The following is a 16,592-nucleotide window of genomic DNA, read 5'->3' on the forward strand; positions in this document are numbered from 1 at the left end:
AAACGCCCGGTTACATTCCGAACCCGGAAGCTAAGCCTTTCAGCGCCGATGGTACTGCAGGGGGGACCCTGTGGGAGAGTAGGACGCCGCCGAACTCCTTTTACGGGAAAGCCCCGTGTCCTTGTGGACACGGGGCTTTTCTGCGTTTACCCCCTTGATATCGTTTGCGCGGGTCCGGTGGCAGGGGCAGGATCGGCGGATGGAACATGTGATTCGAGCCGTGCGCGCCGATGAATGGCCCCTGGTCAAGGAGTTGCGGCTGGCCGCCCTGCAAGATCCGGCCGCGCCGGTGGCGTTTCTGGAGACGTACGAACAGGGCGTGGCCCACTCCGACGAGTTCTGGCAGGACCGGGCACTCGGCGCGTCCGCGGCCGGCGGCGGTGACGTCCGGCAGTTCGTCGCCGTCGCGCCGGACGGGCGGTGGGACGGCGGGGTCACCGTGCTGATCGAGCGACCGGACGCGGAAGTGCGGTTCGGGGAGGCGGTCGACGTACACCAGGCGCATGTGGTCGGTGTGTTCGTACGGCCCGGGGCGCGGGGCGCGGGTCTGGCCGAGGAGCTGTTCCGGGCCGGGACGGACTGGGCCTGGTCGCTGGCGGCGCCGCGGATCGAGCGCGTGCGGCTGTATGTGCACGAGGACAACCCGAGGGCCGCGGCGTTCTACCGGCGGATCGGATTCTCGGCGACCGGGCGTTCGGTGCCCGTGCCGGGAGACCCGTCCGCCCGGGAGATCGAGTACGCGGTGGAGCGGGAGGCGTAGACCCCGGGCCTGCGGCCGGGGCGCGCGGCGTGCGGTGTCGGCGTGTGCCGGGTGGGGCAGTGTGTCTCAGCGCGTTCCGGGGAAGGCGGCGCGCAGTTCGGGGCTTCTGGTGAGGAACGCGACCCGGACGACGGGCAGCATGCAGACGGTCTGCACCACGGCGTACCAGAGCGGGCAGACCCCCGGGATCAGGTCCACGCCGACGATCGCGATCGGCATGACGACGGAGACGGAGCGCACGCGCTCGAAGGCCCGCCGGGATCCCCGGGAGGCGGAGACGGTCATCCGGTGGAGGAGCACGGCGATCAGGGGCAGCAGCGCCGCCCGTACCCACATGAAGGTGTTGACCGGGTGGCCGCTGCCCGCCACCGCGGCGACCGCCAGGAGAGCGGTGGTACCGAGTGCGCCGTAGAGCTTGAAGCCGTTCCGCGCCGTGCCGAGGGCTGCCCGGGTGCGGGGGCCGTCGAAGAGGGCCGGTCCGGTCGTGGTGCCCCTGCCGGTTGCCGGGTCCGCCGTGAGCTTGTTGGTTTCCATGTTCAGCGACGCTACGAAGCGATCGGCCGGCCCGGTATGCGTCTGGGCCCACGGGTGGGTGGGGCCAGACCCACTCCTCGGCCGACCGGGGCGGTCGCGGGCTCCGCGCGGTGCACAGTGGGAACACCGAAGGGGAAGCGGAGGAGGAGCCATGACGCAGACGGGTTCGTGGCCGGTGCGCGCCGGGGTGGGTTTCGTACGGGCGTGTGCCGTGGCGGCCGTCAGCATGCTGGTGCCGGCGGGGTGGGCCGCCTCGGTGGCGCTGGGCATCCGGTGGGGGGCGTCGAACCCGTGGTCGTGGCTGTTGCCGGTGGTGCTGGTGTGCGTGGGGACGTTCACGCTCTCCCGCCCGGTCTGCCGTGCGGTCCGCTTCCTCGTCGAGAGGTGGACCGGCACCGTCGTTCCGGCCGGCTACCGGCAGGCCGGGACGGTGACGCAGCTGTCCACCGGGTACTGGTGGAACGGCTTCGGTTACGAGCGCAGCAGGCATGATGCTGTCATGGACCTGAAGTGGCGGGTCCGTTGGAAGGACCCCGCCAACTGGCGCGACCTGCGGTTCCTGGCCGTGGTGCCGTTCACCGCGGGTGTGGTCGCGTCGCTCCCGCCTGCCGGGCTGGCCGCCGCGGTCGTCGGGCTCGGCGGGCCCGGGGCCGTCGCACGTGTCGTCGGGGTGGCCGGCCTGGCCGTGGCGGTCGCCGGTGCCCCGTACGCCTGGCGGTGCGTGGAGCCGGTGGCCGTCCGCTTCCTGCGGGCATCGCCCGCGATGGTGCTGGCGGACCGGGTGGCGGAGCTGACGGCCCAGCGTGCCGATACGACGGTCGCGCAGGCCGCCGAGATCCGCCGGATCGAGCGGGATCTGCACGACGGGGCGCAGGCCCGGCTGGTCGCGCTCGGGCTCTCCCTGGCGACGGCGGAGAAGCTGATGGAAACCGATCCCGAGCAGGCCGGGGCACTGATGCGGGCGGCACGGGCGGGTGCCGCCACATCGCTGACCGAGCTCCGTGAACTGGTCCGGGGCATCAACCCGCCGGTGCTGAGCGACCGGGGGCTGGTCGAGGCCGTTCGCGCGTTCGCCCTGGACAGCCCGCTCGAAACCGATGTGACCGCCGACCTCCGGCTGCGCCCGGAGCCGCCGATCGAGTCCGCCCTCTACTTCGGGATCGCCGAGCTGATGACCAACGCGGTCAAGCACGCCCGAGCGGCCCGGGCCCGGATCTGCATGGTCCGGGACGGTGCCCGCCTGGTCGTCGATGTCGAGGACGACGGCCGGGGCGGGGCCGCCGTGGGCGACGGCGGCGGACTCGCGGGGTTGCGGCAACGCCTCGCGGTCTTCGACGGCACCCTGGAGATCACCAGCCCGGCAGGCGGTCCGACCCGCGCGAGGATAGTGGTGCCATGCGAATCGTTGTAGCCGAGGACCTCTACCTTCTGCGGGACGGAATGGTCCGCCTGATCGAGGCGTACGGGCACCAGGTGGTGGCGACGGCGACCACCGGGCCGGAGACGCTCGACGCGCTGCTGGAATGGCGGCCGGACGTGGCCGTCGTCGACATCCGTATGCCGCCGACCCAGTCGGACGAGGGCCTGCGGGCAGCCCTGGCCGCGCGCCGTGAACTGCCCGGACTTCCGGTCCTGATCCTCTCCCAGTACGTCGAACAGCTCTATGCCCGCGAGCTGTTGGCCGACGGCGCCGGGGGAATCGGCTACTTCCTCAAGGAGAGCGTGTTCGATGCCGACCAGTTCATCGACGCTCTGGAACGCGTCGCGGGTGGCGGGACCGCGATGGATCCGGCCGTCATCGCCAAGCTGCTCTCCAGCGGGTCCTCGAACCGGCGGCTGGAGGGGCTGACCGAACGCGAGCACTCCGTGCTCGGTCTCATGGCCGAGGGGCTGTCCAACCAGGCCATCGGCAGGCGGCTCTTCCTCAGCGAGAGCGCGATCGGGAAGTACACCACCTCCATGTTCGGCAAGCTCGGCATCACCGATGACGACGACGGCAACCGCCGCGTCCTCGCCGTACTCGCCTACCTGAACAACCCCTGACGGCGCGCCGGGTGGGTGGCTCCGCCCCGGCGCGGGCGGGTCATACCCCCTGGGGCCAGCGGGCGCGGGCCTGTTCCCGCGAGCGGAGGAGGGCCAGGGTCGGCAGGCCCGTGGCCCGGCCGTTCGCCAGCAGTTCCGGGAGGCGGGGGAGCGGGGCCACCGCGGCGATGTCGTCGAGCACCAGCGTCATCGGCGGGTCGAGCCGACCGTCGGCCGACCGTGCGGCCATGCGGCGGCCGTGCTCGACCACGTGTGCGGCTAGTGCCGTGAGCAGGGGCATTGCTCCCGGACCTGAGCGGGGGTCCTCGATCGGCTCACCCACCACATAGAGGGTGCCCCCCTCGTCCGCGAATGATTCCAGCGCGAGCGAATCGGCCCGGTTCGGTGTGCAGGCCTCGCGGATGTGCACCGACGAGAGTGCGCCGAAGGCCCGTACCGTCAGCTCCTGTGCCATTTCGCGGCGTTCGGGGTGTGCGGTCAGTGCCGATTCCAGCAGACCGGCCAGTCCGGAGGCCGCTTTGGGGTGGGTACGGAGCAGGCGTACCGGTTCGTGGGCGCTGCCGCCGAGGGCCCAGCGGTGGACCTGGCGGAAGGGGCGGCCGTCTGTGGCGGCGGCGTGCAGCCAGCACTGCAGGAGCGTTTCCGCCGTGTCGGCGGTCGCCGCGTCGATCCGGGCCTGCGGACGGACCGGGGCGAGGAGAGCGGCGGAGCGGGCGGCGGCCGTGTCGGGCTTTTCGCAGCCCGCGGTGGGGGACCAGTGCAGGCGGGCCGGGGTGTCGCAGAGGTGGCCCGGGTCGTAGACGAGGACCGGGCCGAGCTTGGCGCGGGCGTCCTTGGTCTCGGCCCAGACGGTGGGGTCGGAGGTGACGACGAGCGCGGGGCCGTCGGCTTCGTGGATGGCCTGGACGGCGGTGGGGCGGCGCGTGGTGGCGGAGCCGTAGACGACGGGGGCGCGGGGGGAGGGGAGCGGGGGGAGGGCGGGGTCGCTGAGGCCGGGGGCGGGGCCGGGTTCGGCGTGCGGGCCGGTGGTCGCTTCGGTTCCGGTGGGGGGTTCGGTTCCGGTTCCGGTGGTGGCCGTGGTGGCCGTGGTGGCCAAGGTGGCCGTGGTGGGTTCGGCTCGCGGTCCGGGGGCGGTTTCGATCACGGGGCCGGCTTCGGTCCTGGGGAGAGGGGCGGTCTCGGCCGGGGAGTGCTCCAAGGAGACGGCGGTGTCGTCCCGCCGGGCCCGGCGGCGGGGCCCCTGCCGTCGGCGGGCCCGTACGGGCCCGTCCTCGTACGCGTACTCGTCCGCCCCGTCCCCGTAGCGCTCGGCCCGCTGCCGGGCCCGTACCGCTCGCCAGCGGGCCACCACACCCAGCACGAACACCGTCAGCACCAGCAGCACCATCAGTTCGCCGATGAACAGGCCCCAGAAGAGCCCGTACCCGGAGAGTTCGCCCGCCGGGGTGTTCGGCCAGGCGGCCGGGAGGTCGTGCGGAGCGGTGACGAGCCGGCGCACCGACAGCGGCGACTCGGCGAGCGTGACCCCCTCCGGCCAGGCGCCGTGCGCGAACAGTCCGGCCAGGCCGGTGGCCGTCCACACCAGCAGCGTCAGCCCGAGCAGGAGGGCCAGCAGGCCGATGAGCATGCCGTCGGGGATGCCACCGCCGGTGCCGCCGCCGTTGCCGCCGGTACGTTGATCAGCGCGCCCCGCCATGTCATGCCACCGTTGACTCGGACGACTCGTTCAGCCGTTGCTGGTGCTCGATCCGGGCCGCGCGCTGCTCCGCCTCCAGGTCCGCGGCGCGTACGTCCTCGGGCAGGGGGTCGCCGGCGGAGGACTCGGTCATCGCGCGGTCGGTGAAGACCAGCGGGCGTTCCGCCTCGGTGATCAGGTGTTTGACCACCTGGACGTTGCCGTTGACGTCCCAGACCGCGATGCCTGGGGTGAGCGTCGGGATGATCTCGACCGCCCACCGGGGCAGGCCGAGCACGCGCCCCGTCGCTCTGGCCTCGTCGGCCTTCTGGGCGTAGATCGTGCGGGTCGACGCCATCTTGAGGATCGCCGCGGCCTCCCGCGCCGCCGCTCCGTCGACGACGTCACTGAGGTGGTGGACGACGGCCACGAACGACAGGCCGAGGCGGCGCCCGAACTTCAGCAGGCGCTGGAAGAGCTGGGCCACGAAGGGTGAGTTGATGATGTGCCAGGCCTCTTCCACCAGGAAGATGCGCTTCTTCCGGTCGGGCCTGATCCAGGTGTGCTCCAGCCAGACGCCGACGATCGCCATCAGGATCGGCATCGCGATCGAGTTCCGGTCGATGTGCGAGAGGTCGAAGACGATCAGCGGGGCGTCGAGGTCGATGCCGAAGCTGGTCGGCCCGTCGAACATGCCGCGCAGGTCACCGTCGACCAGCCGGTCCAGGACGAGGGCGACGTCCAGGCCCCAGGCCCGTACGTCGTCTATGTCGACGTTCATCGCCTCGGCGGACTCGGGCTCCGGGTGGCGGAGCTGGTCGACGATGTCGGTGAGGACCGGCTGCCGGTCGGTGATCGTCTCGTTGACGTAGGCGTGGGCGACCTTCAGCGCGAAGCCGGACCGCTCGTCCAGGCCGTGCCCCATCGCGACCTCGATGATCGTGCGGAGCAGGGCGAGCTGGCCGGTGGTGGTGATCGCGGGGTCGAGCGGGTTGAGCCGGATGCCGCCGTTGAGCGCGGAGGTCGGGTCGAGGCGGATCGGGGTGAGGCCGAGCTCCTGGGCGATGAGGTTCCATTCGCCGACGCCGTCCTCGCCCTGGGCGTCCAGCACGACGACCTGGCGGTCGCGGAAGCGGAGCTGGCGCAGCACGTACGTCTTCTCCAGCGCGGACTTGCCGTTGCCCGACTCGCCGAGCACCAGCCAGTGCGGGGCCGGCAGCTGCTGTCCGTACAGCTGGAAGGGGTCGTAGATGTAGCCCTTGCCGGAGTAGACCTCGCGGCCGATGATCACGCCGGAGTCGCCGAGGCCGGGGGCCGCGGTGGGCAGGTAGACGGCCTGGGCCTGTCCGGTCGACGTGCGGACGGGCAGCCTGGTCGTCTCCACCTTCCCGAAGAGGAAGGCGGTGAAGGCGTCCGACAGCGCGGACAGCGGGTCTCGCATGGCGTGACCGACCTCCCTTTCGGTTCTCTCGGTTCTCTTGGTTCTTGGTTCTCGGTTGCTGTGCTTGTGCTTGTGCTTGTGCCGCGCTGTGCTGTGCGGCTAGCGGCGGATGCCGGTGGCGAACGGCAGGGTGTTCACGAAGGCGCGGTGGTGCTCGCGGTCGCACCACTCCAGCTTGAGGTACGACTTGCCGGCCGAGGCCCGGATCGTCCGCTTGTCGCGGGCCAGTGCCTCCGGCGAGCGCGACGACACGGTGATGTACCCCACCAGGTTCACCCCGGCCGCGCCGCTCGCGAGGTCTTCACCCCGCTGGTCGAGACGGCCGTGGGCGGCGATGTCGCGCGGGTCGACGGTGCGGTTCATCTTGGCCTGACGGCTGGCTTCCGCCTCGTCGTTCGTCTTCTCGGTGAGCATCCGCTCGATGGCGACCTCGGTGGGTTCCAGGTCCATGCAGACCGCGACCGTACGGATCACATCGGGGGTGTGGACGAGGAGCGGGGCGAGGAAGTTGACGCCGACGGGGGTCATCGGCCACTCCTTCACCCAGGCCGTGGAGTGGCACCAGGGGGCGCGGGTGACCGACTCGCGGGTCTTGGCCTGGAGATATGTCGGCTCGACCGCGTCCAGCTCGGCCGGCCAGGCGTTGCGCTTGGTCATGGCCTGGATGTGGTCGATGGGGTGGTCGGGGTCGTACATCGAGTGGACGAGGGAGGCGAGGCGGCTCTGGCCGAGCGGCTGGCGGACCCGGATGTCGGCCTCGGCGAGGCGGGCGCAGATGTCGGTGAGCTCGCGCGCCATGACGACGGCGAGGCCGGCGTCCCGGTCGAGCCTGCGGCCGGACTCGGGGCGGGCGGCGCGGGCCATGGCGTTGGCTTCGGCGGCCAGCTCGCGGGTGTAGTGCATGCAGGCCACGAGGTAGGCGCGGTGCTGCTCGCTGGAGGTGGAGACCATGGACTGGAGCTGGTCGTAGGACTCCTGGAGCCAGCCGGGGGAGGCCTTGTCGCCGCGCTGGGCGACGTCCTTGGCGTGCGCGTCGGGGTCGGCGGGCAGGGTGCGGGCCAGCATCTGGATGCGGGTCACGAAGCCGTCGCCGTTGGCGACGTGCTTCAGCAACGTGCCGAACCGGTCGACGAGAGCTTCCTGGTCCTCGCTGTCGCGGAGACCGACGCCGGGGCCCTCGATCTCGATCGCGGCGGTGACGGTGCGCCGGTCGGCGTGCAGGAGTACGGCGATCTCGTCCGGGCCGAAGGGGGCGGCGAGCCAGTTGATCCGGCCGATGCCGGGGGGCGGGCCGATCTCGACCTCACGCCCGTCGACGCCGACGCCCGCCTCCATGGCGGCGGAACGGTAGGCCGTACCGCGGCGCAGGGAGCGCTTGTAGCTGCGGTTGATCTCAAACCATTTGTAGAAGGTGCGGTGCTTGTACGGGAGGTACACGATCGCCAGGGCGAGGATGGGGAAGCCCACGAGCAGCATGATCCGCGGGCCGAGGTAGGGGACGGCCAGTCCGCTCACCATGCCGAGGAACGCGCCGGCGATGATCAGCGCGATCTCGCCGGTCTCGCGGTTCTTGCCGACGATCGCGTTCGGCCGGGCCCGGCCGATGAGATACGTACGGCGGGGCGCGATCGTGTGGGACGGAGTCGTCAACGCCCTCCACCTCCCGTGCTGTTGTTACCTGAACTGCCTGATCCGCCACCTCGGTGGGAGCGGCTGCCGTGCGGGGTGCCGGACGTCGGCCCGGATCCGCTGCGCGGCGGAGGTGCGGCGGAGGGGACAGATCCGCCGCCTGCTCCGCTTCCACCGGAGTTGCGGGAGCTGTGCGCGGCGACTCCGCCGCTGATCGCGTTGGCGGGACGGCCGCCGCCGTTGCCTCCGTCGCCGCTGTTCTGGCCGCTGCGGCTGCTGTGGGTCTTGATGCCCTGGGAGACGAGGGCGGCGGGCGAGCTGATCAGCGCGGCGGCCTGGGAGCCGTCGGTGGCCGCCTTGCGGTTGGTGCGGGCGCCCTGGATCTCGTCGCCGAAGCCGGGGACGAAGCGGTAGATCATCGCGGAGGCGAAGATCGCCAGCAGGATGATGGCGAGGCCGGAGACGACGGCGGAGAACGCGTTCGGCCCGTCGTTCTGGGAGAGCGCGCCGGCCAGGCCGAGCACGACGACGATGACCGGCTTCACCATGATCACCGCGATCATGATGCCCGCCCAGCGTCGGACGTGGCCCCACATGTTCTTGTCGACGAGCCCGGCGTAGACGACGGTGCCGAGCAGGGCGCCCACGTAGAGCAGGGCGGCCCGGATGACGAGCTCCAGCCAGAGGACACCCGCGGCGAGGATCGAGACGAGCGAGACGACGATCAGCATGATCGGCCCGCCGCCGATGTCGGAGCCCTTCTTGAGGGCTTCGGCGAACGACCCGAAGAACACGTCGGTCTGCCCGCCGGAGGAGGAGGCGACGACCTCGGTGACGCCGTCGGTCGCGGAGACGATCGTGTAGAGGATCAGCGGGGTGAACGCGGAGGCGAGGACCGTCAGCCACAGGAACCCGATGGCCTCGGAGATCGCGGTGGTCAGCGGCACGCCGCGGATCGCCCGCTTGGCGACGGCGAGCAGCCACAGGAGGAGCGTCAGGACGGTGGAGGCGGCGAAGACGATTGCGTACTGCTGGAGGAACTTGGTGTTCGTGAAGTCGACGTTGGCGGTGCCCTTCACGGCCTCGCTGAGCTTTCCGACGATCCATGCGGCGGCGTCGGCGCAGCCGCGGGCGAGGGAGGAGAGGGGGTCGAGGGAGCTGTCGACGGAGGGGGAGATGTTGGTCTTGGGGGCTGCGTCGCCGTTTTCGCAGTAGTCCTTGGCGGGACCACGGATCAAGTCACACGCATTGTTGCTCTCGCTGGGCGTTGGGCTGGGAGAGGGCGCGGCGAACGCGCGGCCGGCCAGCAGCACGAGCGCGACCTGCAGGCCGGATGTCGCCGCAGCTACTGAAAGGGCTCGGCTGGATCGTTTAGCGGGCATAGGTGAACCCTCCGAACTGTTCCACGGCGTTGGCCATTTCTTCCGCGGGGGAAGCAGCCTGGTCACGGCCGACAGGTGTGGGGCCGTCCTTCTGCGTGAAATCGGTGATCTTCCAGTTCCCGTCGATCCAGACCAGTTCGAAGGTGTTGGTGTACCAGCTCTCGGAGACCGGGTTCTTGGAACCCTCGCCGGCCAGTCCGAACAGGGCTGAGTACCAAACGGCGATGCTCGCGGAGTCGCCGTTGAATTTCACGGTCTTGGTGCCGGCCGGGTTGGAGCGTGAGATGAAGGTCAGGCCCGTCGGTGCGCTGCCGTCAGCGTTCAGCCCGATGCTGGTGAGGAAGTCCTGGCCGGAGTACACCTTGTCCAGATCGCCCTGACGGGCAGCGGCGACCTCGGGCGCGTAGACGGCCGTGACGACCGTGCGACGGCGGGTCTTGTCGAACATGTCGGCCGAGCCGAGCGCCACAGCGTAGTTCGCCGCCGCGCTCTGCGCCCCCTGCTCGTCATGCGCGAACCCCGACGGAATCGTGCCGTTCTTCCCCGTCACCGGCTTCGTCCCGGTGGCAGCCGTGGACGCTGCCTCCGGCTTGCTCCCCGAGCTTCCCGAACCGTTGTCCTTGTCGTCTCCGCGCCCTCCGCCCATGTTGGCGAACGCGATGGCCGCGATCAGGAGGACGACCACGCCCGCCATCGTGAGGAGCGAGCGGGAAGCACGGGCCGGGCGGCGGGGGGCGTTGTAGCCGTCGCCGCCCTCGCCGTCGGGCAGGCGGGTACGGGTCTGGCGCGTCCCGCCGATGGTGCTGTATGCATCGTCCGTACGGCCCGAGTCGTTGCCGTAGCCCTTGTCGTCGCCGAGACTCATGCCGCGTACGCCCCCTCAACCGTTGCCTGAACCGGGTAGTACGACGGTAGCCGTGCGGGATGCCGCGCGGACGCGGTGTTATGACTCGACATCAGGGGACGCAACCTCTGCCGGTGGGCACGACGGACGGATGGTGTGGGGGTGGGCGGGACTGCCCCTGGCGTGGGATGACCGCCGGTCAGACGGCCATTCCATAGACGATGGTGAAGAGGGTTCCGAGCGATCCGATGATGAACACACCGGTCAGACCGGCAACGATCAGCCCCTTGCCCTGCTCGGCGCTGAACGTGTCGCGCAGTGCCGTCGCGCCGATGCGCTGCTTTGCCGCACCCCATACCGCGATGCCGAGGCAGAGCAGGATGGCGATGGCCATCACGACCTCGATCATTACGCGGGCCTCGTTGCCCAAGGTCCCGAACGGCCCCCAGTTCGGGGCGATTCCGCCGATGATGGTGGTGATGTCGCCCTTTTCAGCTGCCAGGATCATGTAAGTCACCGCCCCTGTTGGGTAGTTCAATGCCCCTGCCGCACGGCACGGGTCGCTCTCTATCTTCGCTGATGAAACTGCTCTCGCACGACGGCTTGACGGCTCTCTTTACCCGGATCCCGCACATGTGACCGGTCCGACCGCCCTGACCAGCGGATCGAATCGATGTATGACCGAATACGTATGGTTACTCTGTGTATCACGGGGTGTGACCCCGGGCAATGACTGCCATCCCGCCACCCTGGCCGAGAATTTTGAACATGCCCTGGTCAGCGCGCCGTACCCGGTCGGAGCAGGAGCCGGTCAGAGCAGCGGATGGCGTGGGACGGGCGGCCGGGGCGGTGTGGTCCAGGAGGGCGGTGGCCGGAAATCGCACCAGGTGCCGTCGAAGGGAAACGTTCCGGCCTCGGCGAGCCGGGCCACCGAGGCGCCCTCGTCCCGGATCGCCGAAGCCTCGTCAGCCGACCAGTAGACGGGGTGACCGGTCTTGTCGGCGAAGGACTGCTCGTCCTTCCACCGCCAGCTCCGGTCGGGTGCGACGTTGATGTCGAGTTCGTGGTCGGTGATGTCGATGTCGTCACCGCGATGGATCCGGCGCTCCAGGTTTACGTACCAGCCACGGAACTTCCGTCTGCGGCCGAAGAGCCAGAGCACCGAGTGCGCTGCGTCGGTCGGCTGGTAGAAGAGCGCGTTGCCCATCGGCCAGCGGTCGGCGACCACCGGGTAGCCGCCGGGCGGACGGTCGTCCGGCGCGATGTCCCTGAGGTGCGCCCCGTTCGGGAGTTCCGTACGCCACATAGGGGTGCCGGTCTCCATCCACACCAGCTGGCCCCGGTCGGTGCGTTCGACGAGGCGTACGGGGACCGACACACTCAGGTGGCCGCCGATGAAGAAGTTCCAGCGGAGGATCCGGCCCGGCTCGTCGTTCATGCCGTCGTTCATGTCGTTGATCATGCCCGCGCCACCGAGCCCGGACACTTCGTCCGATTACCTGACGTGGCACCGGCGGCGCCACGCCTGCCACAGCCGCGGCCGGCCGCCCTGCCGGTGACGCCGCCTCAGTCGGAAACGATGCCCCGGGCGGCGAGGATTTCTTCTTTGAACGGGACGCCCATCCCGCAGTCCCCGGCGCCGGTGACCCGGCGCAGGTTCGGCAGCAGGTCGAGGTCGTCGAGCGATTCCACGTCGAACAGTTCGTCCTCGCCGTCCCAGACCGGGGAGCACTCGTAGTAGACCTGGAGCCCTCCGTCGAGGACGAGGGTGTCCACGGTCGCGAGCAGCTCCTCGCTTATCTCCAGCGCCTCGAAGTGGGCGCGGGCCTCGTCGAGCACCGTGTACGCGAGATCGTTGTCGAACGCGTAGAGCTGCGGGTCGGTGATTCCCTTGGCCCGCAGGCACTCGTCGATGCTGAAGGCCGGGGTGAGCTTCTCGTCCTCGTACATGAGCTGTTCGATGACCAGGAGCTTGAAGTTGAAGTCGCGGAAGACAGGCATGCGGGGACCCTACACAGGCCTCATCCGGCCTCGCCCGGCCTCGCGCGACCTCGCGCGACCTCGCCCGGGCCTCCGGAGCGCGCCGGCCCGCTGTCAGTGCCGCCTGCCAGACTCGTACACATGACCAGCAGCACCGGAACTCCCGTTCCGCTCCCGGCCAATCACCGCATCTCCGAGACGTACGTCGACTGGGCGCGCGCCCGTGTTCCGGGCGCCGAGGACGACGCGCGTGACGCGTTGGAGCGGGCCGGCCGTGGTCGGCACCGGGCCTGGGAGAAGCCCGGACGGTTCATGGACGAGACGGAGCGTCTGGCCAGGGGCCTGCCCGCCGCCCATCTGCCATGGTTCTGGGACACCATCGGGCACTGGATGCTGGAGACGCACCGCCGCTCCGCCGCCCGCGCGTACGGGAACGCGCGCACCGCGGAGCGCACCCACGGGCTGCCCGTCGACCCCGACTGGCGGTCGGCGAACGTTCGGCTGTTCGCCCGGTTCGGCGCCCTGCCCGCCACCGAACTCAGCGGCGCCCCCGCCTGGCTGACCGAGGTTCACGGGCCGGTCGGCGCGCACCGCGAGTTCACACGGCTGCTGGCCGACTGGGCGGCGTCCCCCGGCGAGCTGCCCGCCGATCTGGCCCGCCGGGTCAGGGACTCCGCGCGGGCGGCCGGGCTCGGCACCGACGAGGAGGCGCGGGTGCTGGGCGAGGTGCTCGCGTCCGCTCCCGGCAAGGCCGTGCCGGACCGGCTGTTCGGCGCGGCGCTCGCCCCGCTCACCGCCCACCCGCCGGCCGACGACCGGGCCGCCGCCCTGCTCGACCTGTTCCCCGAGTCGAAGAACGACGCGGCCGCCTGGCTGCGGCTGCTCATCGGCTGCGGGGCCGCCGACGCCGCCGCGACCGGCCGGATCGCCCCCGAGGGCGGCCCCGGTGAGTGGCTGCGCCGGTACGCCACCCGGTACTCCCACCGCACCGTCGCCGGCGGCGGGGTGACCCGCCAGGCCATGCCGGTCGAGCTCTTCGAGCTGGTGGCCCGGTTCGCGCCGCTGCTGAAGGAGGACGGCACCCCGGTCCGGCTCCACGAGGACCGCTACCAGTGGCCGCATCTGGACGCCGATCTGCTCGATGTCTGCCTCGCCGAGGGGATCCCCGTCCACGACCCCGGAGCCACCGTCCCCCTGGAGTTCTGGGACAAGGAGGCGCGGCGCGACCTCAGGGCCCTCGCCGCCGACCCCGTGTTCGGATCCCGGCTCGAAGGCACGGTGCACGCCGGGCTCCGCTCCCGGGGTGGCACCGCCATCAGCCGCCTTCCGCACAATCCGGGTATCGCCGCCGAGGTGCACGGCCGGATCGAGAAGCTGCTCGACAGCCTGCGCGGTGGCGGGCTCGCGGCGGCCGACGAAGCGGTGGACGAGCTGCACGGCCTCCTCGACCGGCCCACCGCCATCGCTCTGGACGGCATCGAGGAGGCGCTCGACGCGCTGGACCTCACCGGCCCGCTGGCCCGCGCCCTGCGTGCCGGGCTGCCCGAGGAGCTGGGCTGGCCCGCCATGGAGGAGGCCCTCGCCGAATTCCGGCCGGACGAGACGGTGTACGTCACCAGCACCTGGCCGGTGCTCACCCTGTACGGGGAGACCCGCGCGTTCGCCGTCGACCACGCGGGCCGGCGCGGCGAGCACACCCTGGAGCTGCCGGATGGCGCCGGGCCGCCCACGGTGCACTGGGTCGGCGGCCAGTTCCTCGTCGCCTGGTCCGGAGCGGGCACGGGCGAGAGCAATGCACCCGACACGGCGGCGTACTGGTCGGGCAGCCCCGCCGACATCTTCATGCCGGAGGAGTCCTACGGGCTGCGCCCCTACGGCGGCAGTATCCGGGGCGGCCTCGGCTATCAGTTCCAGACCCCGGACGGCGGCGGCCGGTTCGACGGCGAGAAGATCCTGCGGCCCGGCGGCACCGGAGGGATCGGCCACCGCGACTACCAGATGTACGACGGTCAGTACCTCTGGAGCACCACGGTGTTCAGCGAGGACCGCGGCGGCGGGTGGCTCCGTGTGGACCCCGCCACCGGCGCACCCACCGCCGACCACCCGCTGCCCGGCTTCCACACCCCCGACTCGGGCCCGGACGGCACCAGGCCCTTCCCCGACCACCGGATCCTCGCCGAACTCCCGCCCGGCGCCCCGCCGTCCCCGCTCGGCCAGGACGGCCGGCTCACCGGCTGCCGGGTCGACCACCGCACCCCGTACGCCGGTCCCTCGCCCCGCGAGTTCGAGCTGGAGTCCGTCGACGGCCGCACCGCGTCCTACCGCACCACCACCTGGGGCCGCCGCCCGTGGGGCATCCTCGGCCTTCCGGCCGGCGGTGCGGACACCGTCGTGGTCGGCAGCACCACGGTCCGCTGCCACGCCGCCGAGGACAACTCGCTGCTCTGGCAGGTCCGGGGCTTCCCCGGCAGCCACCGCACCGGGCCGGTCCGGACCACCCTCGGTGAGCAGGCCGGGCCCGTGCCGCCACCCGCGTTCTGGCACTTCCTCACCCCGCGCGACGAGCCCTCCTCCGGCGTACTCCGCGCGGTCACCGACGGGGCCGTGCGCGAGCTGCTGTCGTGCGGCGCCGAGGACGCGCTGCCCGGGGTGACCGATCCCCGGATCCGGCAGGGCCTCGACCGCGCGGCCCGGCTCGCCGCCGATGTGCTGCGCCGCCGCCGCGAGCTGTCGCACCGGGTGGCCGTCATGCGCTCCGGACCGGTCGTCGAGCTGCCCGACCCGGAGCCCGACACCCGGCTCGTCCCGGCCCTGCACGGCCTGCTGCCCCAGCTGCGGGGGTACGAGGAGCGGCCGCCGCAGCCGCAGCCCGCCGTCCTCACCGCGGTCGCCGCCGACGGCCGGTATCTGCGCGGCGAGATCGACGACGAGGTACGGGTGCTGGCGCTGCCGGCCCCGCCCTCCGAATGGGCGGTGCTGACCGGCCGGATCGACGCCGTGGCCTGGCGCGCCGCCGTCGCCGCCACCCCGGATGAGCACCGGCGGGCGCTCACCGCGCTGCTCGGCGTGTGGAGCCGCCAGCCGTTCGCGGAGCCCGGCACCACCTGGCGCACCGGCCGCGCCCCGGAGCCCCGGATCGCCGAGCTCCGCTCGTCCGGTGTCCCGGTGGCCTCCGGCCCGGTCCGCAGCGACCTCGTCCCCTTCCTCCAGCGGGCCGCCGACCCGGCGCCCGCCGATGCCGAGGAGTGCGGGACCCGCACCGTCGAGGGCGACGACACGACAAGACTGCCCCGGCTGCTGGCCCTGCTCGCCGAGCGCGGTCCGCTGCCGGTGCCCGAGGAGGCCGTGGACCTGTTCCGGTGGCGTACGGGGGTGCCGCGCGCCATCGCCGCGCTGGTCCTCGACGGCTTCGCCGGCAGCGACGACTACGCGGTCCACCTCAAGCTGTGCCGCGCCAAGCCGTACAAGGCCGACCGGGACCTGATCCACCGGTACGACGTCGCGCGGACGGACCTCCGCCCCGAGGGCCGGCGCGCCGTGCTCGCCGCCGCCGTCCCCGCCGATCCGGCGGACCTCTGGGCCCCCGGCGGGATGACCGCCGCGGCGGGCCGGATGGCCGCCGAATGGTGCGCCCGGCTCGCGGTCACCCCGTACGCCGACGACGGCAGCCATGCCGCCGCGCTGGCCAGGGACCACGACCTGCCCACGGCCTGGGCCACCGCCCTGCTCACCGGACACCTGGCGGAACCCCCGCAGGACGCCGACGGCATACGGGCCGCCGTCACCGCCCTCATCTGGGCGTTCACCGAGCGGCCGGTGGGCGACCCGGTCGCGGAGGGCGCCCGCTCGCTGCTCGACCGGCTCACGGAGTCCGCCACCGAAGCCCGCGCCGGGGCCGCCGAGGCCCCCGCCACCGTCCCCGCCGACCTGCTGGCCGCCCTGCGCGCCCTGGCGGACCGCTCGGCAACCACCCCGGTCCCGCCGGGCCAGTACGAGTCCAACCCGCTCTTCAGCGTCCCGGCCCTGGTGGACGAGGTGGCGGCGGCCCTCGGCGTCGGCCGCGACGCGGCGGCCCTCCACCTCCAGCTGCACGCCCTCGACCGCCCGGCCGACCGCACCGTACGCCGCTGGAACACCTGGACCCTCGACCACCATCGCGCCGTCCGCAAGGAGCTCACCGCCGCGAAGGCACCCCGTCCTGCCCCGGCGGCTCCGGCCGCCGCCGCCGTTCCGCCGCCCGCTCACGAACGGTTCGCCCGCGCCTGGGCGGGGGCCGGCGCTCCTCCTCGGCGGTGAGGCCAGGC

13 protein-coding genes and 1 rRNA gene are annotated in these 16,592 nt (G+C 72.1%); 5 read left to right on the plus strand and 9 right to left on the minus strand.

Going from position 1 to position 16,592, the window contains the following annotated elements; all coding sequences use genetic code 11:
• Together rrf and ACGF8B_RS17710 are read left to right on the plus strand one after the other, a co-directional pair.
• Positions 1-95: ribosomal RNA gene (gene rrf, locus ACGF8B_RS17705) — 5S ribosomal RNA — on the plus strand; the annotation flags it as partial.
• A gap of 104 nt (positions 96-199) precedes the next feature.
• On the plus strand, positions 200-760 hold the full coding sequence (locus ACGF8B_RS17710; protein WP_392739314.1) for a GNAT family N-acetyltransferase: 561 nt from the start codon (positions 200-202) through the stop codon (positions 758-760).
• A 66-nt stretch (positions 761-826) separates the two neighbouring features.
• On the opposite strand, the gene ACGF8B_RS17715 is transcribed toward ACGF8B_RS17710, so the two are convergent.
• Entirely contained in the window at positions 827-1,294 is a 468-nt protein-coding gene (locus ACGF8B_RS17715; RefSeq protein WP_392739316.1) for a hypothetical protein, read from the minus strand.
• Between the two features lie 151 nt (positions 1,295-1,445).
• Here ACGF8B_RS17715 and ACGF8B_RS17720 point away from each other — a divergent pair, with 151 nt between their 5' ends.
• The gene (locus ACGF8B_RS17720; protein ID WP_392739318.1) at positions 1,446-2,705 is read left to right on the plus strand and encodes a sensor histidine kinase; all 1,260 of its coding nucleotides are present in this window, start codon (positions 1,446-1,448) and stop codon (positions 2,703-2,705) included.
• Positions 2,690-3,337: a response regulator transcription factor gene (locus ACGF8B_RS17725; protein ID WP_266797386.1), complete on the plus strand. Its 648-nt coding sequence runs from the start codon at positions 2,690-2,692 to the stop codon at positions 3,335-3,337. Before ACGF8B_RS17720 ends, ACGF8B_RS17725 begins: the two co-directional genes overlap by 16 nt.
• 40 nt (positions 3,338-3,377) lie before the next feature.
• Here the strand turns inward: ACGF8B_RS17725 and ACGF8B_RS17730 are convergent, their stop codons facing one another.
• The 8 genes from ACGF8B_RS17730 to ACGF8B_RS17765 all read right to left on the minus strand — a co-directional run bounded on the left by ACGF8B_RS17730 (position 3,378) and on the right by ACGF8B_RS17765 (position 12,309).
• Positions 3,378-5,033, minus strand: coding sequence for a type IV secretory system conjugative DNA transfer family protein (locus ACGF8B_RS17730; protein WP_392739320.1), 1,656 nt, complete (start codon positions 5,031-5,033; stop codon positions 3,378-3,380).
• 1 nt (position 5,034) lies between these two features.
• Entirely contained in the window at positions 5,035-6,453 is a 1,419-nt protein-coding gene (locus ACGF8B_RS17735) for an ATP-binding protein (RefSeq protein WP_392739322.1), read from the minus strand.
• Positions 6,454-6,552: 99 nt separating this feature from the next.
• Positions 6,553-8,103 (minus strand): SCO6880 family protein, encoded by a 1,551-nt coding sequence (locus ACGF8B_RS17740; protein ID WP_392739324.1) that lies wholly within the window; start codon positions 8,101-8,103, stop codon positions 6,553-6,555.
• On the minus strand, positions 8,100-9,464 hold the full coding sequence (locus ACGF8B_RS17745) for a hypothetical protein (protein ID WP_392739326.1): 1,365 nt from the start codon (positions 9,462-9,464) through the stop codon (positions 8,100-8,102). The genes ACGF8B_RS17740 and ACGF8B_RS17745 overlap by 4 nt, the downstream gene beginning before the upstream one ends.
• Positions 9,454-10,329 (minus strand): hypothetical protein, encoded by an 876-nt coding sequence (locus tag ACGF8B_RS17750; protein ID WP_392739328.1) that lies wholly within the window; start codon positions 10,327-10,329, stop codon positions 9,454-9,456. Before ACGF8B_RS17750 ends, ACGF8B_RS17745 begins: the two co-directional genes overlap by 11 nt.
• 178 nt (positions 10,330-10,507) lie before the next feature.
• The gene (locus tag ACGF8B_RS17755; RefSeq protein ID WP_018101695.1) at positions 10,508-10,816 is read right to left on the minus strand and encodes a hypothetical protein; all 309 of its coding nucleotides are present in this window, start codon (positions 10,814-10,816) and stop codon (positions 10,508-10,510) included.
• A gap of 303 nt (positions 10,817-11,119) precedes the next feature.
• The gene (locus ACGF8B_RS17760; RefSeq protein ID WP_392739330.1) at positions 11,120-11,758 is read right to left on the minus strand and encodes a DUF402 domain-containing protein; all 639 of its coding nucleotides are present in this window, start codon (positions 11,756-11,758) and stop codon (positions 11,120-11,122) included.
• A gap of 116 nt (positions 11,759-11,874) precedes the next feature.
• Positions 11,875-12,309, minus strand: a complete 435-nt coding sequence (locus ACGF8B_RS17765) for a DUF6892 domain-containing protein (RefSeq protein WP_392739332.1) — start codon at positions 12,307-12,309, stop codon at positions 11,875-11,877.
• Positions 12,310-12,429: 120 nt separating this feature from the next.
• Between ACGF8B_RS17765 and ACGF8B_RS17770 the strand changes: the two genes are divergently transcribed.
• Positions 12,430-16,584: a hypothetical protein gene (locus tag ACGF8B_RS17770; RefSeq protein WP_392739334.1), complete on the plus strand. Its 4,155-nt coding sequence runs from the start codon at positions 12,430-12,432 to the stop codon at positions 16,582-16,584.
• The last annotated feature ends 8 nt before the right edge of the window (positions 16,585-16,592 follow it).

It is taken from the genome of Streptomyces sp. NPDC047917 (assembly GCF_043204345.1).
Taxonomy (GTDB): Bacteria; Actinomycetota; Actinomycetes; order Streptomycetales; family Streptomycetaceae; genus Streptomyces; species Streptomyces sanglieri.